The 21,584-nt window shown below is 50.8% G+C and carries 21 protein-coding genes and 1 other annotated feature; of the genes, 15 read left to right on the top strand and 6 right to left on the bottom strand.

Going from position 1 to position 21,584, the window contains the following annotated elements:
• The first annotated feature begins 388 nt into the window (after positions 1-388).
• The 14 genes from thrS (at position 389) to selO (ending at position 13,151) form a co-directional block, all read left to right on the top strand.
• Positions 389-2,317: a threonine--tRNA ligase gene (gene thrS / locus K0778_RS01720; RefSeq protein ID WP_063084895.1), complete on the top strand. Its 1,929-nt coding sequence runs from the start codon at positions 389-391 to the stop codon at positions 2,315-2,317.
• Between the two features lie 3 nt (positions 2,318-2,320).
• Positions 2,321-2,863 (top strand): translation initiation factor IF-3, encoded by a 543-nt coding sequence (gene infC, locus K0778_RS01725; RefSeq protein WP_001700733.1) that lies wholly within the window; start codon positions 2,321-2,323, stop codon positions 2,861-2,863.
• A gap of 96 nt (positions 2,864-2,959) precedes the next feature.
• Positions 2,960-3,157: a 50S ribosomal protein L35 gene (gene rpmI / locus K0778_RS01730; protein WP_001124225.1), complete on the top strand. Its 198-nt coding sequence runs from the start codon at positions 2,960-2,962 to the stop codon at positions 3,155-3,157.
• 52 nt (positions 3,158-3,209) lie between these two features.
• A complete protein-coding gene (rplT, locus tag K0778_RS01735) occupies positions 3,210-3,566 on the top strand; it encodes a 50S ribosomal protein L20 (protein WP_000124850.1) in 357 nt (118 codons plus the stop codon).
• A 116-nt stretch (positions 3,567-3,682) separates the two neighbouring features.
• Positions 3,683-3,807: a sequence feature (Phe leader region), on the top strand.
• Positions 3,689-3,733, top strand: a complete 45-nt coding sequence (gene pheM / locus K0778_RS01740) for a pheST operon leader peptide PheM (RefSeq protein ID WP_001386830.1) — start codon at positions 3,689-3,691, stop codon at positions 3,731-3,733. (Overlaps the previous feature by 45 nt.)
• 209 nt (positions 3,808-4,016) lie before the next feature.
• Positions 4,017-5,000: a phenylalanine--tRNA ligase subunit alpha gene (gene pheS, locus K0778_RS01745; RefSeq protein ID WP_000018596.1), complete on the top strand. Its 984-nt coding sequence runs from the start codon at positions 4,017-4,019 to the stop codon at positions 4,998-5,000.
• A 14-nt stretch (positions 5,001-5,014) separates the two neighbouring features.
• Positions 5,015-7,402, top strand: coding sequence for a phenylalanine--tRNA ligase subunit beta (pheT, locus tag K0778_RS01750; RefSeq protein WP_000672380.1), 2,388 nt, complete (start codon positions 5,015-5,017; stop codon positions 7,400-7,402).
• Positions 7,403-7,406: 4 nt separating this feature from the next.
• Positions 7,407-7,706 carry an integration host factor subunit alpha gene (gene ihfA, locus K0778_RS01755; RefSeq protein WP_001229265.1) on the top strand — a complete coding sequence of 100 codons (300 nt, stop codon included), beginning with the start codon at positions 7,407-7,409 and terminating at the stop codon, positions 7,704-7,706.
• A gap of 100 nt (positions 7,707-7,806) precedes the next feature.
• On the top strand, positions 7,807-8,787 hold the full coding sequence (gene btuC / locus K0778_RS01760) for a vitamin B12 ABC transporter permease BtuC (protein ID WP_000956528.1): 981 nt from the start codon (positions 7,807-7,809) through the stop codon (positions 8,785-8,787).
• 62 nt (positions 8,788-8,849) lie between these two features.
• Positions 8,850-9,401, top strand: coding sequence for a bifunctional thioredoxin/glutathione peroxidase (gene btuE, locus K0778_RS01765; protein WP_001154168.1), 552 nt, complete (start codon positions 8,850-8,852; stop codon positions 9,399-9,401).
• Positions 9,401-10,150, top strand: a complete 750-nt coding sequence (btuD, locus tag K0778_RS01770; protein ID WP_000029466.1) for a vitamin B12 ABC transporter ATP-binding protein BtuD — start codon at positions 9,401-9,403, stop codon at positions 10,148-10,150. The genes btuE and btuD overlap by 1 nt, the downstream gene beginning before the upstream one ends.
• A 77-nt stretch (positions 10,151-10,227) precedes the next feature.
• On the top strand, positions 10,228-10,692 hold the full coding sequence (locus K0778_RS01775) for a C40 family peptidase (protein WP_001209795.1): 465 nt from the start codon (positions 10,228-10,230) through the stop codon (positions 10,690-10,692).
• Positions 10,693-10,938: 246 nt separating this feature from the next.
• Positions 10,939-11,652, top strand: a complete 714-nt coding sequence (gene ydiV, locus K0778_RS01780; RefSeq protein WP_001619515.1) for an anti-FlhDC factor — start codon at positions 10,939-10,941, stop codon at positions 11,650-11,652.
• A 62-nt stretch (positions 11,653-11,714) separates the two neighbouring features.
• Positions 11,715-13,151: a protein adenylyltransferase SelO gene (gene selO, locus K0778_RS01785; protein WP_021559249.1), complete on the top strand. Its 1,437-nt coding sequence runs from the start codon at positions 11,715-11,717 to the stop codon at positions 13,149-13,151.
• Between the two features lie 3 nt (positions 13,152-13,154).
• Here selO and hemP read toward each other — a convergent pair whose 3' ends face one another.
• The 3 genes from hemP to ppsR form a co-directional block, all read right to left on the bottom strand.
• A complete protein-coding gene (gene hemP / locus K0778_RS01790; protein ID WP_001270809.1) occupies positions 13,155-13,346 on the bottom strand; it encodes a hemin uptake protein HemP in 192 nt (63 codons plus the stop codon).
• Positions 13,347-13,477: 131 nt separating this feature from the next.
• Positions 13,478-14,524, bottom strand: coding sequence for a 3-deoxy-7-phosphoheptulonate synthase AroH (gene aroH / locus K0778_RS01795; protein WP_001082243.1), 1,047 nt, complete (start codon positions 14,522-14,524; stop codon positions 13,478-13,480).
• Between the two features lie 156 nt (positions 14,525-14,680).
• Positions 14,681-15,514: a posphoenolpyruvate synthetase regulatory kinase/phosphorylase PpsR gene (gene ppsR, locus K0778_RS01800; protein ID WP_000368046.1), complete on the bottom strand. Its 834-nt coding sequence runs from the start codon at positions 15,512-15,514 to the stop codon at positions 14,681-14,683.
• A 332-nt stretch (positions 15,515-15,846) separates the two neighbouring features.
• On the opposite strand from ppsR, the gene ppsA reads away from it, so the two are divergent.
• Positions 15,847-18,225 (top strand): phosphoenolpyruvate synthase, encoded by a 2,379-nt coding sequence (gene ppsA, locus K0778_RS01805; protein WP_000069375.1) that lies wholly within the window; start codon positions 15,847-15,849, stop codon positions 18,223-18,225.
• 56 nt (positions 18,226-18,281) lie between these two features.
• Here ppsA and fadK read toward each other — a convergent pair whose 3' ends face one another.
• Genes fadK through K0778_RS01820 form a run of 3 tightly spaced genes read right to left on the bottom strand, consistent with a single transcriptional unit; the run spans position 18,282 to position 21,564 of the window.
• Positions 18,282-19,928, bottom strand: a complete 1,647-nt coding sequence (gene fadK, locus K0778_RS01810) for a medium-chain fatty-acid--CoA ligase (protein WP_063084894.1) — start codon at positions 19,926-19,928, stop codon at positions 18,282-18,284.
• A gap of 56 nt (positions 19,929-19,984) precedes the next feature.
• The gene (locus tag K0778_RS01815; RefSeq protein ID WP_000081071.1) at positions 19,985-20,278 is read right to left on the bottom strand and encodes a ferredoxin family protein; all 294 of its coding nucleotides are present in this window, start codon (positions 20,276-20,278) and stop codon (positions 19,985-19,987) included.
• Complete coding sequence (locus tag K0778_RS01820) at positions 20,275-21,564, bottom strand: FAD-dependent oxidoreductase (RefSeq protein ID WP_001619510.1); 1,290 nt, start codon at positions 21,562-21,564, stop codon at positions 20,275-20,277. The genes K0778_RS01815 and K0778_RS01820 overlap by 4 nt, the downstream gene beginning before the upstream one ends.
• Positions 21,565-21,584: the final 20 nt, after the last annotated feature.

Here is a 21,584-nt window from a genome sequence, read left to right on the forward strand (position 1 = left end):
ATCTCATGAGCGTTTAAAATACTACCGCCAAATCACGCAACGAACTTTGCTGGATTCAGTTTATGCTGCTGTAAATCCGCTCGCAGTAAACCTTTCAGACGCACCGTGATGTTATCAGTTGTTCTTTAAGCGTTTTGCTGGTGTACTCACTACAAACGAATTGCGAATCGAATCAATGTGAAACGGAAAGGTACAATCTCCCTTTTTTTAGTGTTAACATCGCTCAACCGGGTGGAAGGTGAGAGGTTAATGTCTTTCATTTGTGTACCTGATTGCGAACCAATTTAGCATTTGTTGGCTAGATGGTTTCGCAATGAACTGTTAATAAACAAATTTTTCTTTGTATGTGATCTTTCGTGTGGGTCACCACTGCAAATAAGGATATAAAATGCCTGTTATAACTCTTCCTGATGGCAGCCAACGCCATTACGATCACGCTGTAAGCCCCATGGATGTTGCGCTGGACATTGGTCCAGGTCTGGCGAAAGCCTGTATCGCAGGGCGCGTTAATGGCGAACTGGTTGATGCTTGCGATCTGATTGAAAACGACGCACAACTGTCGATCATTACCGCCAAAGACGAAGAAGGTCTGGAGATCATTCGTCACTCCTGTGCGCACCTGTTAGGGCACGCGATTAAACAACTTTGGCCGCATACCAAAATGGCAATCGGCCCGGTTATTGACAACGGTTTTTATTACGACGTTGATCTTGACCGCACGTTAACCCAGGAAGATGTCGAAGCACTCGAGAAGCGGATGCATGAGCTTGCTGAGAAAAACTACGACGTCATTAAGAAGAAAGTCAGCTGGCACGAAGCGCGTGAAACTTTCGCCAACCGTGGGGAGAGCTACAAAGTCTCCATTCTTGACGAAAACATCGCCCATGATGACAAGCCAGGTCTGTACTTCCATGAAGAATATGTCGATATGTGCCGCGGTCCGCACGTACCGAACATGCGTTTCTGCCATCATTTCAAACTAATGAAAACGGCAGGGGCTTACTGGCGTGGCGACAGCAACAACAAAATGTTGCAACGTATTTACGGTACGGCGTGGGCAGACAAAAAAGCACTTAACGCTTACCTGCAGCGCCTGGAAGAAGCCGCGAAACGCGACCACCGTAAAATCGGTAAACAGCTCGACCTGTACCATATGCAGGAAGAAGCGCCGGGTATGGTATTCTGGCACAACGACGGCTGGACCATCTTCCGTGAACTGGAAGTGTTTGTTCGTTCTAAACTGAAAGAGTACCAGTATCAGGAAGTTAAAGGTCCGTTCATGATGGACCGTGTCCTGTGGGAAAAAACCGGTCACTGGGACAACTACAAAGATGCAATGTTCACCACATCTTCTGAGAACCGTGAATACTGCATTAAGCCGATGAACTGCCCGGGTCACGTACAAATTTTCAACCAGGGGCTGAAGTCTTATCGCGATCTGCCGCTGCGTATGGCCGAGTTTGGTAGCTGCCACCGTAACGAGCCGTCAGGTTCGCTGCATGGCCTGATGCGCGTGCGTGGATTTACCCAGGATGACGCGCATATCTTCTGTGCTGAAGAACAAATTCGCGATGAAGTTAACGGATGTATCCGTTTAGTCTATGATATGTATAGCACTTTTGGCTTCGAGAAGATCGTCGTCAAACTCTCCACTCGTCCTGAAAAACGTATTGGCAGCGACGAAATGTGGGATCGTGCTGAGGCGGACCTGGCGGTTGCGCTGGAAGAAAACAACATCCCGTTTGAATATCAACTGGGTGAAGGCGCTTTCTACGGTCCGAAAATTGAATTTACCCTGTATGACTGCCTCGATCGTGCATGGCAGTGCGGTACAGTACAGCTGGACTTCTCTTTGCCGTCTCGTCTGAGCGCTTCTTATGTAGGCGAAGACAATGAACGTAAAGTACCGGTAATGATTCACCGCGCAATTCTGGGGTCGATGGAACGTTTCATCGGTATCCTGACCGAAGAGTTCGCTGGTTTCTTCCCGACCTGGCTTGCGCCGGTTCAGGTTGTTATCATGAATATTACCGATTCACAGTCTGAATACGTTAACGAATTGACGCAAAAACTATCAAATGCGGGCATTCGTGTTAAAGCAGACTTGAGAAATGAGAAGATTGGCTTTAAAATCCGCGAGCACACTTTGCGTCGCGTCCCATATATGCTGGTCTGTGGTGATAAAGAGGTGGAATCAGGCAAAGTTGCCGTTCGCACCCGCCGTGGTAAAGACCTGGGAAGCATGGACGTAAATGAAGTGATCGAGAAGCTGCAACAAGAGATTCGCAGCCGCAGTCTTAAACAATTGGAGGAATAAGGTATTAAAGGCGGAAAACGAGTTCAAACGGCGCGCCCTAACCGTATCAATGGCGAAATTCGCGCCCAGGAAGTTCGCTTAACAGGTCTGGAAGGCGAGCAGCTTGGTATTGTGAGTCTGAGAGAAGCTCTGGAGAAAGCAGAAGAAGCCGGAGTAGACTTAGTCGAGATCAGCCCTAACGCCGAGCCGCCGGTTTGTCGTATAATGGATTACGGCAAATTCCTCTATGAAAAGAGCAAGTCTTCTAAGGAACAGAAGAAAAAGCAAAAAGTTATCCAGGTTAAGGAAATTAAATTCCGTCCTGGTACAGATGAAGGCGACTATCAGGTAAAACTCCGCAGCCTGATTCGCTTTCTCGAAGAGGGTGATAAAGCCAAAATCACGCTGCGTTTCCGCGGTCGTGAGATGGCGCACCAGCAAATCGGTATGGAAGTGCTTAATCGCGTGAAAGACGATTTGCAAGAACTGGCAGTGGTCGAATCCTTCCCAACGAAGATCGAAGGCCGCCAGATGATCATGGTGCTCGCTCCTAAGAAGAAACAGTAAGGCCTTCAAGTAGCACTGTCTGTGGAGCCTTCGGGCTTCACAGGCTTTGTTCGCCTTTGTTTCGTTTATTAACAATGCGAAGTGGAAGTTATTAAAATGCCAAAAATTAAGACCGTACGCGGTGCTGCTAAGCGCTTCAAAAAAACCGGTAAAGGTGGTTTTAAGCACAAGCACGCTAACCTGCGTCACATTCTGACCAAAAAAGCGACCAAACGTAAACGTCACCTGCGTCCGAAAGCCATGGTTTCCAAAGGCGATCTGGGCCTAGTAATCGCGTGCCTGCCGTACGCATAAGCCGTTAACGTTTTTAACTTTTTAATTAGAATATAGATACAGGAGAGCACATATGGCTCGCGTAAAACGTGGTGTTATTGCACGTGCACGTCACAAGAAAATTTTGAAACAAGCTAAAGGCTACTACGGTGCGCGTTCTCGCGTATACCGCGTTGCCTTCCAGGCTGTTATCAAAGCTGGTCAGTATGCTTACCGTGACCGTCGTCAACGTAAGCGTCAGTTCCGTCAACTGTGGATTGCGCGTATCAACGCAGCAGCACGTCAGAACGGTATTTCTTACAGCAAATTCATCAATGGCCTGAAAAAAGCCTCTGTTGAAATCGACCGTAAGATCCTGGCTGATATCGCAGTATTCGACAAAGTAGCGTTCACCGCTCTGGTTGAAAAAGCGAAAGCAGCTCTGGCATAAGCCAGTTGAAAGAGGGAGCTAGTCTCCCTCTTTTCGTTTCAACGCCATCAAAACATTGACTTTTATCGCCGTAGCCTTTTCAATAAAGGTCTTTTGAAGAGTACCAAAAGGTAACGCAAGCAATGAATGCTGCTATTTTCCGCTTCTTTTTTTACTTTAGCACCTGAATCCAGGAGGCTAGCGCGTGAGAAGAGAAACGGAAAACAGCGCCTGAAAGCCTCCCAGTGGAGGCTTTTTTTGTATGCGCGTTTTGAAAAATAAAAAGCCTGTCTCATCAGGTGTAATTGTCGCAGCCAGACTGGACACGGCCAGCGCGGAGAAACCGGAGCGTATTTAAGTACGTGAGAATTTCGAGCACAGCCCGGGACCAAAATGGCAAGTAAAATAGCCTGATGGGATAGGCTCTAAGTCCAACGAACCAGTGTCACCACTGACACAATGAGGAAAACCATGTCACATCTCGCAGAACTGGTTGCCAGTGCGAAGGCGGCCATTAGCCAGGCGTCAGATGTTGCCGCGTTAGATAATGTGCGCGTCGAATATTTGGGTAAAAAAGGGCACTTAACCCTTCAGATGACGACCCTGCGTGAGCTGCCGCCAGAAGAGCGTCCGGCAGCTGGTGCGGTTATCAACGAAGCGAAAGAGCAGGTTCAGCAGGCGCTGAATGCGCGTAAAGCGGAACTGGAAAGCGCTGCACTGAATGCGCGTCTGGCGGCGGAAACGATTGATGTCTCTCTGCCAGGTCGTCGCATTGAAAACGGCGGTCTGCATCCGGTTACCCGTACCATCGACCGTATCGAAAGTTTCTTCGGTGAGCTTGGCTTTACCGTGGCAACCGGGCCGGAAATCGAAGACGATTATCATAACTTCGATGCTCTGAACATTCCTGGTCACCACCCGGCGCGCGCTGACCACGACACTTTCTGGTTTGACACTACCCGCCTGCTGCGTACCCAGACCTCTGGCGTACAGATCCGCACCATGAAAGCCCAGCAGCCACCGATTCGTATCATCGCGCCTGGCCGTGTTTATCGTAACGACTACGACCAGACTCACACGCCGATGTTCCATCAGATGGAAGGTCTGATTGTTGATACCAACATCAGCTTTACCAACCTGAAAGGCACGCTGCACGACTTCCTGCGTAACTTCTTTGAGGAAGATTTGCAGATTCGCTTCCGTCCTTCCTACTTCCCGTTTACCGAACCTTCTGCAGAAGTGGACGTCATGGGTAAAAACGGTAAATGGCTGGAAGTGCTGGGCTGCGGGATGGTGCATCCGAACGTGTTGCGTAACGTTGGCATCGACCCGGAAGTTTACTCTGGTTTCGCCTTCGGGATGGGGATGGAGCGTCTGACTATGTTGCGTTACGGCGTCACCGACCTGCGTTCATTCTTCGAAAACGATCTGCGTTTCCTCAAACAGTTTAAATAAGGCAGGAATAGATTATGAAATTCAGTGAACTGTGGTTACGCGAATGGGTGAACCCGGCGATTGATAGCGATGCGCTGGCAAATCAAATCACTATGGCGGGCCTGGAAGTTGACGGTGTAGAACCGGTTGCCGGCAGCTTCCACGGCGTGGTCGTTGGTGAAGTGGTTGAGTGTGCGCAGCATCCGAACGCTGACAAACTGCGTGTGACAAAAGTGAATGTCGGCGGCGATCGCCTGCTGGACATCGTCTGCGGTGCGCCAAACTGCCGTCAGGGCCTGCGTGTAGCGGTAGCGACCATTGGTGCTGTTCTGCCGGGTGATTTCAAAATTAAAGCGGCGAAACTGCGTGGCGAACCGTCTGAAGGGATGCTGTGCTCCTTCTCTGAACTGGGCATTTCTGACGATCACAGCGGCATTATCGAACTGCCTGCGGATGCGCCGATTGGCACCGATATCCGTGAATACCTGAAACTTGATGACAACACCATCGAAATCAGCGTGACGCCAAACCGTGCCGACTGCTTAGGCATCATTGGTGTTGCGCGTGACGTTGCCGTGCTGAACCAGCTGCCGCTGGTTCAACCGGAAATCGTTCCGGTTGGTGCGACCATCGACGACACGCTGCCGATTACAGTCGAAGCGCCGGAAGCCTGCCCGCGTTATCTTGGCCGTGTGGTAAAAGGCATTAACGTTAAAGCGCCAACTCCGCTGTGGATGAAAGAAAAACTGCGTCGTTGCGGGATCCGTTCTATCGATGCAGTTGTTGACGTCACCAACTATGTGCTGCTCGAACTGGGCCAGCCGATGCACGCTTTCGATAAAGATCGCATTGAAGGCGGCATTGTGGTGCGGATGGCGAAAGAGGGCGAAACGCTGGTGCTGCTCGACGGTACTGAAGCGAAGCTGAATGCTGACACTCTGGTCATCGCCGACCACAACAAGGCGCTGGCGATGGGCGGCATCTTCGGTGGCGAACACTCTGGCGTGAATGACGAAACACAAAACGTGCTGCTGGAATGCGCGTTCTTTAGCCCGCTGTCTATCACCGGTCGTGCTCGTCGTCATGGCCTGCATACCGATGCGTCTCACCGTTATGAGCGTGGCGTTGATCCGGCACTGCAGCACAAAGCGATGGAACGTGCGACCCGTCTGCTGATCGACATCTGCGGTGGTGAGGCTGGCCCGGTAATTGATATCACCAACGAAGCAACGCTGCCGAAGCGTGCAACCATCACTCTACGTCGTAGCAAACTGGATCGCCTGATCGGCCATCATATTGCGGATGAGCAGGTAACTGACATTCTGCGTCGTCTCGGCTGCGAAGTGACCGAAGGCAAAGACGAATGGCAGGCAGTTGCGCCGAGCTGGCGTTTCGATATGGAGATTGAAGAAGATCTGGTTGAAGAAGTCGCGCGTGTTTACGGCTACAACAACATCCCGGATGAGCCGGTACAGGCAAGCCTGATTATGGGTACTCACCGTGAAGCTGACCTGTCGCTCAAGCGCGTGAAAACGCTGCTCAACGACAAAGGCTATCAGGAAGTGATCACCTACAGCTTCGTTGATCCGAAAGTGCAGCAGATGATCCATCCAGGCGTTGAAGCCTTACTGCTGCCAAGCCCGATCTCTGTTGAAATGTCAGCAATGCGTCTTTCTCTGTGGACTGGCCTGCTGGCAACCGTGGTGTACAACCAGAACCGTCAGCAGAACCGTGTGCGCATTTTCGAAAGCGGTCTGCGTTTCGTACCAGATACTCAGGCACCGTTGGGCATTCGTCAGGATCTGATGTTAGCCGGTGTGATTTGCGGTAACCGTTACGAAGAGCACTGGAACCTGGCAAAAGAGACCGTTGATTTCTATGATTTGAAAGGCGATCTTGAATCCGTTCTCGACCTGACCGGTAAACTGAATGAGGTTGAGTTCCGTGCAGAAGCGAATCCGGCACTGCATCCGGGGCAATCCGCAGCGATTTATCTGAAAGGTGAACGTATTGGTTTTGTTGGGGTTGTTCATCCTGAACTGGAACGTAAACTGGATCTTAACGGTCGCACTCTGGTGTTCGAACTGGAGTGGAACAAGCTCGCAGACCGCGTGGTGCCTCAGGCGCGCGAGATTTCTCGCTTCCCGGCGAACCGTCGTGACATCGCGGTGGTGGTCGCAGAAAACGTTCCCGCAGCGGATATTTTATCCGAATGTAAGAAAGTTGGCGTAAATCAGGTAGTTGGCGTAAACTTATTTGACGTGTACCGCGGTAAGGGTGTTGCGGAGGGGTATAAGAGCCTCGCCATAAGCCTGATCCTGCAAGATACCAGCCGTACACTCGAAGAAGAGGAGATTGCCGCTACCGTCGCCAAATGTGTAGAGGCATTAAAAGAGCGATTCCAGGCATCATTGAGGGATTGAACCTATGGCGCTTACAAAAGCTGAAATGTCAGAATATCTGTTTGATAAGCTTGGGCTTAGCAAGCGGGATGCCAAAGAACTGGTTGAACTGTTTTTCGAAGAGATCCGTCGCGCTCTGGAAAACGGCGAACAGGTGAAACTCTCTGGTTTTGGTAACTTCGATCTGCGTGATAAGAATCAACGCCCGGGACGTAACCCGAAAACGGGCGAGGATATTCCCATTACAGCACGGCGCGTGGTGACCTTCAGACCCGGGCAGAAGTTAAAAAGCCGGGTCGAAAACGCTTCGCCCAAAGACGAGTAATCTGATCTAACTAAAAAGGCCGCTCTGCGGCCTTTTTTCTTTTCACTGTCGAAGAGTCACCGTAAAATCAACGCCATGACACTTCAGCAGAACGGATACCATGCTGACACTTGCCCGCCAACAACAGCGACAAAATATTCGCTGGTTATTATGCCTGTCAGTTTTGATGCTGCTGGCGCTTCTCTTAAGCCTTTGCGCCGGTGAACAATGGATCTCGCCAGGTGACTGGTTTACTCCTCGTGGCGAACTGTTCGTCTGGCAAATTCGCCTGCCACGTACGCTGGCTGTATTGCTGGTTGGTGCGGCGCTGGCTATATCCGGCGCTGTAATGCAGGCGTTGTTTGAAAATCCTCTGGCAGAACCTGGACTACTTGGCGTCTCTAACGGCGCAGGCGTGGGGCTTATCGCCGCGGTATTGCTTGGGCAAGGGCAACTCCCCAACTGGGCGCTAGGGCTGTGTGCGATTGCTGGCGCGCTTATCATCACTTTAATACTCTTACGTTTCGCCCGTCGTCATCTTTCGACCAGTCGGTTATTGCTGGCTGGCGTTGCATTAGGGATTATCTGTAGCGCACTAATGACGTGGGCTATCTACTTTTCCACCTCAGTTGATTTGCGTCAGCTGATGTACTGGATGATGGGCGGTTTTGGCGGCGTAGACTGGCGGCAAAGCTGGCTGATGCTGGCATTGATCCCCGTGTTGTTGTGGATCTGTTGTCAGTCCAGGCCGATGAATATGTTAGCACTTGGCGAGATCTCGGCGCGGCAACTGGGTTTACCCCTGTGGTTCTGGCGCAATGTGCTGGTGGCAGCGACCGGCTGGATGGTTGGCGTCAGTGTGGCGCTGGCGGGTGCTATCGGCTTTATTGGTCTGGTGATCCCCCATATTCTCCGGTTGTGTGGTTTAACCGATCATCGCGTATTACTTCCCGGCTGCGCGCTGGCAGGGGCGAGCGCATTGCTGCTGGCCGATATTGTAGCGCGCCTGGCATTAGCTGCCGCAGAGCTGCCTATTGGCGTGGTCACCGCAACGTTAGGTGCGCCGGTATTTATCTGGTTATTGTTAAAAGCAGGACGTTAGCCGCAAAAAGACGGTCTATGATTAAAAGCTAAGATTTTTACTGACCACACCCAGGAGAAACGATGCAAGATTCCATTCTGACGACCGTAGTGAAAGATATCGACGGTGAAGTGACCACGCTGGAGAAGTTCGCCGGTAATGTGCTGTTGATTGTCAATGTCGCCTCAAAGTGTGGCTTAACGCCGCAATATGAGCAGTTGGAGAATATTCAGAAAGCCTGGGTCGATCGAGGTTTTATGGTGCTGGGATTCCCGTGCAACCAGTTTCTGGAACAAGAACCGGGCAGCGATGAAGAGATTAAAACTTACTGTACCACCACATGGGGGGTGACGTTCCCGATGTTCAGTAAGATTGAAGTTAATGGCGAAGGACGCCATCCGCTGTATCAAAAATTGATTGCCGCAGCGCCGACCGCAGTCGCGCCGGAAGAGAGCGGATTCTATGCCCGTATGGTCAGCAAAGGCCGTGCACCGCTGTACCCGGATGATATTTTATGGAATTTTGAAAAATTCCTGGTTGGCAGGGACGGAAAAGTCATCCAGCGTTTTTCCCCGGATATGACGCCGGAAGATCCCATTGTGATGGAAAGCATTAAACTGGCGTTGGCAAAATAATGTCTATTGTGATGCAGTTACAAGATGTTGCGGAATCTACCCGCCTGGGGCCGCTTTCTGGCGAGGTTCGGGCTGGGGAGATCCTGCACCTGGTGGGGCCGAATGGCGCGGGTAAGAGTACCTTACTGGCGCGAATGGCCGGAATGACCAGCGGTAAGGGAAGCATTCAGTTCGCGGGGCAACCACTGGAAGCATGGTCCGCAACAAAACTCGCGCTGCATCGCGCCTATCTTTCACAACAGCAGACGCCGCCGTTTGCAATGCCGGTCTGGCACTACCTGACACTGCATCAGCACGATAAAACGCGTACCGAACTACTGAATGATGTCGCAGGGGCGCTGGCTCTTGATGACAAACTCGGACGTAGCACCAATCAACTTTCCGGCGGTGAATGGCAACGCGTACGTCTTGCTGCGGTGGTGTTGCAAATCACACCACAAGCCAATCCCGCAGGCCAATTGCTGCTTCTTGATGAGCCGATGAACAGTCTTGATGTTGCGCAACAAAGTGCGTTAGACAAAATTCTGAGCGCGCTGTGTCAGCAAGGACTGGCGATTGTGATGAGCAGTCACGATCTCAACCACACATTGCGTCATGCGCATCGGGCGTGGTTGCTAAAAGGTGGAAAAATGCTGGCCAGTGGACGCAGGGAAGAGGTGCTCACGCCGCCAAATCTGGCGCAGGCCTATGGGATGAATTTTCGCCGTCTGGATATCGAAGGTCACAGAATGCTGATTTCGACCATCTGATTTCATTAGTATCTTGAAAATCGGGTAATTACGACGCTAAATTAATGCAAGAATAAAAAACAGAGGAACCGTACGGAATGCGTTTCTGCCTTATTTTGATCACAGCACTGCTTCTGGCCGGGTGTAGCCACCATAAAGCACCGCCGCCAAATGCCAGACTTTCTGATTCGATTACCGTTATTGCCGGTTTGAACGACCAGCTACAAAGCTGGCATGGCACGCCGTATCGTTATGGTGGCATGACGCGGCGCGGTGTGGACTGTTCGGGATTTGTGGTTGTGACGATGCGCGATCGTTTCGATTTGCAGCTGCCCCGTGAAACCAAACAACAAGCCTCTATTGGCACACAAATTGATAAAGACGAGTTGCTGCCAGGTGACCTGGTCTTTTTCAAAACGGGGTCCGGACAAAATGGTTTGCATGTAGGTATTTACGATACCAACAACCAATTTATCCACGCCTCTACCAGCAAGGGAGTGATGCGTTCCTCACTTGATAATGTCTATTGGCAGAAAAATTTCTGGCAGGCGAGACGAATCTAGTATGTCGAAAAATGGACGGCGATGATACATCGCCGTCCATTTACTCCTGAATACAGTAGTATTTTGCAGACAAAAATTCCGTAAATGGATTATTCGTTTATAATCAGGATAATCTAAAAAAAGGACCCCTGAAAAAGTGGTTAACATGGAACAAATGAAAGTTACTCCTTCTGTAATTGTTATGTCTTATGGCCTCATCCCTTTTAGCCGGATACTGAAAAACATCCTTCGAGAGGGACGGTTACCATGAAGATTTTTTTGGAGAATCTTTATCATTCTGATTGCTATTTCCTGCCGATAAGAGATAACCAGCAAGACCTTGTCGGCGTTGAGTTAATTACTCATTTCTCCAGTGAAGATGGTACGGTTCGTATCCCGACGAGTCGGGTTATAGCGCAACTTACCGAGGAGCAACATTGGCAATTATTTTCTGAGCAGTTGGAATTGCTAAAATCATGCCAACACTTTTTTATTCAACATAAACTCTTTGCCTGGCTTAATTTAACCCCACAAGTGGCTACTTTATTATTAGACAGGGATAATTACGCGGGCGAACTATTAAAATATCCGTTTATTGAACTGTTGATTAATGAGAATTACCCGCATCTCAATGAAGGAAAAGATAATCGCGATCTTTTGTCCTTATCGCAAATGTATCCCCTTGTGTTAGGTAATTTGGGCGCAGGCAATAGCACAATGAAAGCGGTTTTTGATGGTCTTTTCACCCGCGTCATGCTGGATAAAACTTTTATTCAGCAACAAATCACGCATCGCTCCTTCGAACCGTTTATTCGTGCGATCCAGGCGCAAATTTCCCCATGTTGCAATTGCATCATCGCGGGGGGCATTGATACGCCAGAAATAATGGCACAGATTACCCCCTTTGATTTCCATGCTCTCCAGGGATGCCTGTGGCCTGCCGTTCCTGTAAATCAGATAACGACGTTGGTTCAGCGATAACCCTCCTGTTTGCTGGTGTTTAAGACGAGAGTAACCGTCTACACTATCAAACAGGAGGATCTATGACCCTGTCTTTTATTACCCGTTGGCGCGATGAATTGCCAGCAACCTATACAACACTTTCCCCTACGCCTTTAAATAATGCCCGGCTGATTTGGCATAATGCCGAACTGGCTAACACGCTGGGTATTCCATCGTCACTGTTTAAAAATGGCGCAGGTGTCTGGGGTGGCGAAACCCTACTGCCTGGTATGTCACCACTGGCGCAGGTTTACAGTGGTCATCAGTTCGGCGTCTGGGCGGGCCAACTGGGTGATGGGCGCGGCATTTTACTCGGCGAACAACGGCTTGCTGATGGCACTACAATGGACTGGCATCTGAAAGGCGCTGGCCTGACGCCTTATTCGCGAATGGGTGATGGACGGGCGGTTTTACGTTCGACGATACGAGAAAGTCTCGCCAGTGAGGCGATGCATTATCTGGGCATTCCGACGACCCGCGCTTTAAGTATCGTCACCAGCGATTCGCCAGTGTATCGGGAAACGGTGGAGCCAGGCGCGATGCTGATGCGTGTGGCACCAAGTCATCTGCGCTTTGGTCATTTCGAACATTTTTACTATCGCCGCGAGCCGGAAAAGGTTCGTCAGTTAGCTGACTTTGCCATTCGTCATTACTGGTCACATCTTGCAGATGATGAGGACAAATACCGTCTCTGGTTTACCGATGTTGTCGCACGTACCGCATCGTTAATTGCCCAATGGCAGACGGTCGGCTTTGCTCATGGGGTGATGAATACCGACAACATGTCGCTGCTGGGGCTGACGCTTGATTACGGGCCGTTTGGTTTTCTTGATGATTACGAACCCGGTTTTATTTGTAATCACTCGGATCACCAAGGGCGTTACAGCTTTGACAATCAACCTGCCGTCGCATTGTGGAATTTACAGCGTCTGGCGCAGACATTGTCACCATTTGTTGCCGTAGATGCCCTGAATGAGGCCCTGGACAGCTATCAGCAGGTTTTGTTGACGCATTATGGACAACGGATGCGGCAGAAACTGGGCTTCATCACGGAGCAAAAAGAGGATAACGCGCTACTGAATGAATTATTCAGTCTGATGGCGCGAGAGCGCAGCGATTATACCCGCACATTTCGCATGCTGAGTCTGACCGAGCAGCACAGCGCGGCGTCACCGCTACGTGATGAGTTTATTGATCGTGCGGCATTTGATGACTGGTTTGCCCGTTATCGGGGACGTTTGCAACAAGACGAGGTTAGCGATAGTGAGCGTCAGCAACTGATGCAAAGCGTTAACCCAGCTCTGGTATTGCGCAACTGGTTGGCGCAACGGGCGATTGAAGCGGCAGAAAAGGGTGATATGACGGAATTGCACCGCCTGCATGAGGCGTTGCGAAATCCTTTCAGCGACAGAGATGATAACTATGTCAGTCGTCCACCTGACTGGGGTAAACGGCTGGAAGTCAGCTGCTCGAGTTAAAGGCTACTTGGTCAACAGCAGCTTGCCAGCCTGAGTTTTACGAAGCAGATATTCTTGCCCGTCATGATCGATAATCAGTTTGCCATCCGGACCTAACAGTGTCTGGCTGGAAATTCGCCGAATAGGCTGCGGGGAAGCGGTCTTGTGATTGGCATCCGTTTCAGGCGTGAGTTTTCTGCTATCCGTATAACGCATAAAAATTAATAATAATTGATATAACAATGATTCTTATTATCAATATTATAGCTGACCAGAGCAAGCAGTAATGTGTTGAGAAGACAACAAGTTGCGCAGAAATGCCCATCCCATCAGGAATGGGCACGCATTTAAAAGCGGGTATCTACCGCAGAGGCGAGTTTTTCGACCAGGCGTTCGGTATCTTCCCAGCCCAGACACGGGTCGGTAATGGATTGACCGTAAGTGAGCGGCTGACCGCCGACGATTTTTTGCGTTCCTTCGCGCAGGAAACTTTCCGCCATAATTCCAGCAATCGCCGTAGAGCCATTGCGGATTTGCTGACAAATATCCTCACAAACTTCTAACTGGCGACGGTGCTGCTTCTGGCAGTTACCGTGGCTGAAATCCACCACCAGATGTTCAGGTAAATCAAACTCGTGCAGCGTATCGCAGGCTGCGGCGATATCATCGGCATGATAATTCGGTTTTTTGCCGCCACGCATAATAATGTGGCCATACGGGTTGCCGCTGGTCTGATAGATGGTCATCTGACCATTTTTGTCTGGCGAGAGGAACATATGGCTGGCGCGGGCTGCGCGGATAGCATCCACAGCAATCCGCGTATTGCCATCGGTACCATTTTTAAAACCTACCGGACAGGAGAGTGCCGAAGCCATTTCACGGTGGATCTGACTTTCGGTAGTACGTGCGCCAATCGCGCCCCAACTGATTAAATCAGCAATAAACTGACCGGTCACCATATCGAGGAACTCAGTCGCGGTAGGGACACCCAGCTCATTTACCTGTAAAAGTAATTTGCGCGCCAGCTCCAGACCGTGATTTACCCGATAGCTGCCGTTTAAATCTGGATCGGAGATTAGCCCTTTCCAGCCGACAACAGTTCGTGGTTTTTCAAAATAGGTGCGCATTACGATTTCCAGCCGTGACTGGTACTGGTTGCGCAGCGACTGCAGACGGGTGGCGTATTCCATTGCAGCGGTGAGATCGTGGATCGAGCAGGGGCCAATAATGACCAACAGTCGCTTATCTTCACCATTCAGTATTTTTTCAATTCTGCGGCGGGAGTCGGTGACATGGGTGGCGACGCCAGGCGTTACGGGATACCGTAGCGCGAGTTCGACGGGCGTTACCAGGCTCTCAATACGCGCAGTACGGAGTTCGTCAGTTCTGTTCATTACAAGTCTCAGAAATTTGTTGCTTCTACGGCAGGACTGCCGGGAAGTGATGCGCATCACGATAAACCAATCGCAGCTGATTTCAAGTGCGAGGTGTGTCACACCTCGCCGGGTGGTTAGCATGATAACAAAAAAACAAGCTAATGCACTAGTTCTCTAGTACATTCGGCGGCTAAGCCCCATGATATCGAGGATCTTGGTGGCAATCTCTTCTACCGAATAATTGGTACTGTTAATCCACGGGATCTGATTTTTACGGTACAACGCTTCCACTTCCGCGACTTCCATCCTGCACTGACGAAGCGAGGCATAGCGACTGTTCTCCCGACGTTCCTCGCGAATCGCCGCCAGACGTTCCGGGTCGATAGTCAGGCCGAACAATTTATGCTGAAGCGGTTTGAGCGACGCGGGTAGCACCAGATTATCCATATCGTCGGCAATAAAGGGGTAGTTTGCCGCGCGGATACCAAATTGCATTGCCAGATACAGACTGGTGGGGGTTTTACCACAGCGAGAAACACCGAGCAGGATCACCTGAGCCTGGTCCAGATTGCGCAACGAAATGCCGTCATCGTGGGCGAGGGTGTAATCAATCGCCGCAATGCGCGCATCATATTTATTGAGATTATTAGGGTTAAGGCCGTGGGTTCGGTGAGCAATCGGCGTTGGATCCAGTTTCATCTCTTGTTGTAGCGGGGCAACCAGCGCCTGAACAATATCCTGGCAAAAACCTTCACTTTGCAAGATGATGGCGCGAATCTCCGGCAACACGATGGAGTAGAAGACCAGCGGGCGCACACCTGTCTGGTGATAAATTGCGTCAATCTGATCCTTCACTGCCCGTGCACGGCTCTCATTTTCGACAAACGGCAGCGTAATGCTGCTGATAGTGACGGGAAATTGTGACATTACTGCGTGTCCTAATACCTCCGCAGTTATTGCCGTACCATCAGAAATATAAAAAACGTGGCGATCAACAGCATTATCCATTTTGTTCTTCCCGTGATGCAGACATAATTCTATGAAAGCATAAATTAAAAACGCACAGAAGCGTAGGACGTAATGTCTGGTTTATAAAATGAACCTTCAATTTTATTTTTTATGAAAACAGCATTTCATTTTTATGGTTTCGTTTATACCGATGGTTTATGTGGAAATTGTCGAATAGAGCAGGTTTGCGCAACGCTGGGATCAGTCTTAAAAAGTAAAAAAATATATTTGCTTGAACGATTCACCGTTTTTTTCATCCGGTTAAATATGCAAAGATAAATGCGCAGAAATGTGTTTCTCAAACCGTTCATTTATCACAAAAGGATTGTTCGATGTCCAACAATGGCTCGTCACCGCTGGTGCTTTGGTATAACCAACTCGGCATGAATGATGTAGACAGGGTTGGGGGCAAAAATGCCTCCCTGGGTGAAATGATTACTAATCTTTCCGGAATGGGTGTTTCCGTTCCGAATGGTTTCGCCACAACCGCCGACGCGTTTAACCAGTTTCTGGACCAAAGCGGCGTAAACCAGCGCATTTATGAACTGCTGGATAAAACGGATATTGACGATGTTACTCAGCTTGCGAAAGCGGGCGCGCAAATCCGCCAGTGGATTATCGACACTCCCTTCCAGCCTGAGCTGGAAAACGCCATCCGCGAAGCCTATGCACAGCTTTCCGCCGATGACGAAAACGCCTCTTTTGCGGTGCGCTCCTCCGCCACCGCAGAAGATATGCCGGACGCTTCTTTTGCCGGTCAGCAGGAAACCTTCCTCAACGTTCAGGGTTTTGACGCCGTTCTCGTGGCAGTGAAACATGTATTTGCTTCTCTGTTTAACGATCGCGCCATCTCTTATCGTGTGCACCAGGGTTACGATCACCGTGGCGTGGCGCTCTCTGCCGGTGTTCAACGGATGGTGCGCTCTGACCTCGCATCATCTGGCGTGATGTTCTCCATTGATACCGAATCCGGCTTTGACCAGGTGGTGTTTATCACTTCCGCCTGGGGCCTTGGTGAAATGGTCGTGCAGGGCGCGGTTAACCCGGATGAGTTTTACGTGCATAAACCGACACTGGCGGCGAATCGCCCGGCTATCGTGCGCCGCACCATGGGGTCGAAAAAAATCCGCATGGTTTACGCGCCGACCCAGGAGCACGGCAAGCAGGTTAAAATCGAAGACGTACCGCAGGAACAGCGTGACATCTTCTCGCTGACCAACGAAGAAGTGCAGGAACTGGCAAAACAGGCCGTACAAATTGAGAAACACTACGGTCGCCCAATGGATATTGAGTGGGCGAAAGATGGCCACACCGGCAAACTGTTCATTGTGCAGGCGCGTCCGGAAACCGTGCGCTCACGCGGTCAGGTCATGGAGCGTTATACGCTGCATTCACAGGGTAAGATTATCGCCGAAGGCCGTGCTATCGGTCATCGCATCGGCGCGGGTCCGGTGAAAGTCATCCATGACATCAGCGAAATGAACCGCATCGAACCTGGCGACGTGCTGGTTACTGACATGACCGACCCGGACTGGGAACCGATCATGAAGAAAGCATCTGCCATCGTCACCAACCGTGGCGGTCGTACCTGTCACGCGGCGATCATCGCTCGTGAACTGGGCATTCCGGCGGTAGTGGGCTGTGGAGATGCAACAGAACGGATGAAAGACGGTGAGAACGTCACTGTTTCTTGTGCCGAAGGTGATACCGGTTACGTCTATGCGGAGTTGCTGGAATTTAGCGTGAAAAGCTCCAGCGTAGAAACGATGCCGGATCTGCCGTTGAAAGTGATGATGAACGTCGGTAACCCGGACCGTGCTTTCGACTTCGCCTGCCTACCGAACGAAGGCGTGGGCCTTGCGCGTCTGGAATTTATCATCAACCGTATGATTGGCGTCCACCCACGCGCACTGCTTGAGTTTGACGATCAGGAACCGCAGTTGCAAAACGAAATCCGCGAGATGATGAAAGGTTTTGATTCTCCGCGTGAATTTTACGTTGGTCGTCTGACTGAAGGGATCGCGACGCTGGGTGCCGCGTTTTATCCGAAGCGCGTCATTGTCCGTCTCTCTGATTTTAAATCGAACGAATATGCCAACCTGGTCGGTGGTGAGCGTTACGAGCCAGATGAAGAGAACCCGATGCTCGGCTTCCGTGGCGCGGGCCGCTATGTTTCCGACAGCTTCCGCGACTGTTTCGCGCTTGAGTGTGAAGCAGTGAAACGTGTGCGCAACGACATGGGACTGACCAACGTTGAGATCATGATCCCGTTCGTGCGTACCGTAGATCAGGCGAAAGCGGTGGTTGAAGAACTGGCGCGTCAGGGGCTGAAACGTGGCGAGAACGGGCTGAAAATCATCATGATGTGTGAAATCCCGTCCAACGCCTTGCTGGCCGAGCAGTTCCTCGAATATTTCGACGGCTTCTCAATTGGCTCAAACGATATGACGCAGCTGGCGCTCGGTCTGGACCGTGACTCCGGCGTGGTGTCTGAATTGTTCGATGAGCGCAACGATGCGGTGAAAGCACTGCTGTCGATGGCTATCCGTGCCGCGAAGAAACAGGGCAAATATGTCGGGATTTGCGGTCAGGGTCCGTCCGACCACGAAGACTTTGCCGCATGGTTGATGGAAGAGGGGATCGATAGCCTGTCTCTGAACCCGGACACCGTGGTGCAAACCTGGTTAAGCCTGGCTGAACTGAAGAAATAAAATAAATCCCCGGCGGCGTTTAGTCGCCGGGGTTATGTGATCCCCGAAGATGAAACTTATTCAATCTCTTCACAGACATCCTGCGTTAAACGCCGCATAATATCTTTTCTTAACAAAAACTTTTGTATTTTACCTGAGGTAGTTCGCGGTAGTTTTTCGATTACCACGATATGTTCAGGATATTTATATTTTGCGACCCGTTTACGGCTAAAAAAAGCCACTACCTCTTCCAGCGATAATGAATGATGCGGCGCTTTCAGCACGACATAAGCGCATGATCGTTCACCTAAACGTTCATCGGACATTGCAACCACACAGGCATCGTGAATTTTAGGATGCTGCAATAAAATATCTTCCACTTCACGGCTGCTAATATTTTCGCCGCCGCGGACAATAATATCTTTTTTGCGTCCGGTAATTTTTATATAGCCAGCCTCATCCATGCGGCAGAGATCGCCGCTGTAATACCAGCCTTCTTCATCCAGCGCACGGGCGGTTAATTCAGGTTCATCAAAATACCCCATAAACACATTGGGGCCACGCGAGGCTTCTTCACCTTCACAACCTGGCGGTAAGGTCTTGCGTGCGTCATCGACCACTTTAATCTCTACACCTGCGGCAGCGTAACCATCGGTGTGCATAAAGCGTGACAAAGGATCATCGAGATTCACCACCGCATGCGGCGAACTTTCTGTGGAACCATAAACACTTAATAATTTAATGCCGAGCTGCTGGCATTCACGCGCCACTTTTTTGGGGATTGTGGTTCCGCCGCAAAGAAAGAAACGCAGCGCTGAAAGGTCCGCGGGTTGTTTCTCTAGTACATTCAAAAGATCATAGACAAACGGCGTTGCGCCTAGCATACAGGTGCAACGCTGCTGCTCAAGCAGCGCGAGACATGCATCAGGAGTGAAAATATCTAACAACACGCTGCGAGCACCAATTAAAAATGGTGCTGTTACGCCATGCAGAAATCCCGTTGCGTGACCAAGTGGCGCAGGCATCATAAAGACATCCTGCCAGGTCAGATTCAGCCGCGCGTAATAAGCCCGCTCACTGGCGAGAATATTGTTATGCGTTAGCATCACGCCCTTTGGCAGACCCTCGGTTCCGGAGGTAAACAGCACCGCAGCTAATTCATCGCCGTGGGTCGTTATCGCCGTGGTCAGTGGGATATTGTCGGCGATAATCTGACTTAATGAGAGGGAAGAGGTGGCGGGAGCCAGTTTGTCCACGCCTACAATTTGTTGTAGTTGTGGAAGCTGATTTTGCAGCGGCAGGATTAAATCTACCGGACGCGTTTGTTTAAACAACGTCGGTGCAAAGAACATTTTTGCCTGACACTTATTGAGCACCCACACCAGTTCTGCTTCCCGCCAGGAAGGCAACAGCGGCACGGAAACCGCACCGGTTTTCAGGCAGGCAAGATAGATAACGGTAAATTCACACCAGCCTGGCAGTTGAAATGCGATGCGATCGCCTGATTCAATACCCTTCGCTAACATCCAGTTTGCCAGACAGCTCGCGGCGTGATCGAGCGCGCTATAGGTGTACGATGCACCATGATTATCGACCACGGCAATTTTGTCTGGCATCGCACGAGCGGTCTGCTGCCAGTAATCAGCCAGCGAAGCATCGCCCCATAACCCTTGCTGACGATACGCCGCACGACGTTGTTCGTTAAACGTTAATGTCACTTTCATTTTGGACTCTCGAGACAGAACATCAGGCCCGAGATGCGGGCCTGTGGGATGCATGATTAGCCGTAGCGAAAATCAATACCGAAGGTGCCTGCGGGATATTGCCACTGTTCGAGAATAGTGTTGCCGCACAGCACCCGACAGGTGCCGCACTCCAGACAACCGGCGGAATCGAAATGAATGTTTCCTGCGTCATCCTGCTTATAAAGTCCGGCAGGGCAGGCTTTCATTAATTTACGGAATTCATTGATATCGGGATTTGCCGCCAGAATGATATGCGGATGGCCCTCATCAACATGGAATTTATTTACGCCTAATTTGATGTCGACGTTAACCGTAGCGTTCTGGCTCATAGCGCGGTTGCTCCCTTAATGCCATCTTTCAGCAAGTTGATCAGCCCAATTTTCTTCGCATGTCCCATGATCATTTTGCGTACCGGTTGGTTAGGCTTACCGTCGATAGTGAACATCTCGTTCATGATGTCGGCTACCATTCGTGGGTATTGGCTAAACAGGCGCGGGTTTTCCATCAGCGCCGGGATCTTGCGGAAATGCTGCATATCGCGCATAACACAACTTTGTTCCAGCTCACGCTTGTATTGCGCCAGACTGCTGGCGGAGAAATCCGTGCGTTCTTTGGCGGCAATCACCGTTGTGGCGGCAGCCTGAGCCGATGCAATGGCTAAATCCATGCCGCGAACTGTAAAACCCAAATTCAGGCAGAAGCCTGCGGCGTCACCAACGATAATCACGCCATCGTTAACCAGCTGCGGCACCATCGCCAGACCGCCTTCCGGTACCATATGCGCGGAGTATTCAAGCAGTTTGCCGCCGCTAATCAGCGGGCGAATGGCGGGGTGTTGTTTAAAATCTTCCAGCATTTGCGGCACACTTTTTTGCGCATGGGCGATATCACCCAATCCACAAACCAGCCCCAACGATACGGAATCATTGTTGGTATAGAGGAATCCGCCACCCATCAGGCCGTCCGAAGGGGAACCGGCAAACAGCCAGGCGGCACCTTCCTCGCCCGTAACATTAAAGCGATCGTTGATTTGTTCTGGTGTGAGGCCAATAACCTCTTTAACACCAACAGCGTAATGATGCGGATCGGAAGCGGGAACCATTCCCAGCGAGCGGCCAAGCATCGAGTTAACGCCATCAGCCAGAATCACCACATTCGCTTCGAGAATATCATCCCCGGCCTGCACGCCAGTGACCTTGTTTCCTTCACGAACCAGCGCATCGACGCGAACGCCCGGGATAAACTGCGCGCCTGCCTGCTCGGCTTGCTCCATCAACCACGGGTCCAGACGATTACGCAATACGGTATAAGATGCGTGTTGCGGAACATCTGGTTGCTCGCGGTGAAAATCGAGGGTAACGGCGCTTACTTCGGTTAAGAAGGAGATTTTCTCGCGTGTGACCTTGCGTTCTACCGGCGCTGATGTTGCAAAGCCTGGAATAATCGCTTCAAGTGTGTGGGCATAAAGACGCCCGCCGGTCATGTTTTTACATCCGGCACTGTCGCCGCGTTCTATCACCAGGACATCCAGCCCGGCTCGCGCCATGACCAGTGCGGCAACGCTACCGGCAACGCCCGCACCGACCACAATGGCATCAAATTTGTCATCCGACATGCGTTATGCTCCCTTCCCGC

Origin of the sequence: Escherichia sp. XD33 (genome assembly GCF_019375075.1) — a bacterium.
GTDB classification, from domain to species: Bacteria; Pseudomonadota; Gammaproteobacteria; order Enterobacterales; family Enterobacteriaceae; genus Enterobacter; species Enterobacter flexneri_A.

Excerpts from the sequence above, each read along its gene's own strand:
- btuD (WP_000029466.1), top strand. The coding sequence starts at position 9,401 with ATGTCTATTGTGATGCAGTTACAAGATGTTGCGGAATCTACCCGCCTG.
- selO (WP_021559249.1), top strand. The coding sequence starts at position 11,715 with ATGACCCTGTCTTTTATTACCCGTTGGCGCGATGAATTGCCAGCAACC.
- btuE (WP_001154168.1), top strand. The coding sequence starts at position 8,850 with ATGCAAGATTCCATTCTGACGACCGTAGTGAAAGATATCGACGGTGAA.
- ppsR (WP_000368046.1), bottom strand. The coding sequence starts at position 15,514 with ATGGATAATGCTGTTGATCGCCACGTTTTTTATATTTCTGATGGTACG.
- K0778_RS01820 (WP_001619510.1), bottom strand. The coding sequence starts at position 21,564 with ATGTCGGATGACAAATTTGATGCCATTGTGGTCGGTGCGGGCGTTGCC.
- pheT (WP_000672380.1), top strand. The coding sequence starts at position 5,015 with ATGAAATTCAGTGAACTGTGGTTACGCGAATGGGTGAACCCGGCGATT.
- hemP (WP_001270809.1), bottom strand. The coding sequence starts at position 13,346 with ATGCGTTATACGGATAGCAGAAAACTCACGCCTGAAACGGATGCCAAT.
- ihfA (WP_001229265.1), top strand. The coding sequence starts at position 7,407 with ATGGCGCTTACAAAAGCTGAAATGTCAGAATATCTGTTTGATAAGCTT.
- rpmI (WP_001124225.1), top strand. The coding sequence starts at position 2,960 with ATGCCAAAAATTAAGACCGTACGCGGTGCTGCTAAGCGCTTCAAAAAA.
- pheS (WP_000018596.1), top strand. The coding sequence starts at position 4,017 with ATGTCACATCTCGCAGAACTGGTTGCCAGTGCGAAGGCGGCCATTAGC.
- btuC (WP_000956528.1), top strand. The coding sequence starts at position 7,807 with ATGCTGACACTTGCCCGCCAACAACAGCGACAAAATATTCGCTGGTTA.
- K0778_RS01775 (WP_001209795.1), top strand. The coding sequence starts at position 10,228 with ATGCGTTTCTGCCTTATTTTGATCACAGCACTGCTTCTGGCCGGGTGT.
- K0778_RS01815 (WP_000081071.1), bottom strand. The coding sequence starts at position 20,278 with ATGAGCCAGAACGCTACGGTTAACGTCGACATCAAATTAGGCGTAAAT.
- fadK (WP_063084894.1), bottom strand. The coding sequence starts at position 19,928 with ATGAAAGTGACATTAACGTTTAACGAACAACGTCGTGCGGCGTATCGT.
- ppsA (WP_000069375.1), top strand. The coding sequence starts at position 15,847 with ATGTCCAACAATGGCTCGTCACCGCTGGTGCTTTGGTATAACCAACTC.
- ydiV (WP_001619515.1), top strand. The coding sequence starts at position 10,939 with ATGAAGATTTTTTTGGAGAATCTTTATCATTCTGATTGCTATTTCCTG.
- rplT (WP_000124850.1), top strand. The coding sequence starts at position 3,210 with ATGGCTCGCGTAAAACGTGGTGTTATTGCACGTGCACGTCACAAGAAA.
- aroH (WP_001082243.1), bottom strand. The coding sequence starts at position 14,524 with ATGAACAGAACTGACGAACTCCGTACTGCGCGTATTGAGAGCCTGGTA.
- thrS (WP_063084895.1), top strand. The coding sequence starts at position 389 with ATGCCTGTTATAACTCTTCCTGATGGCAGCCAACGCCATTACGATCAC.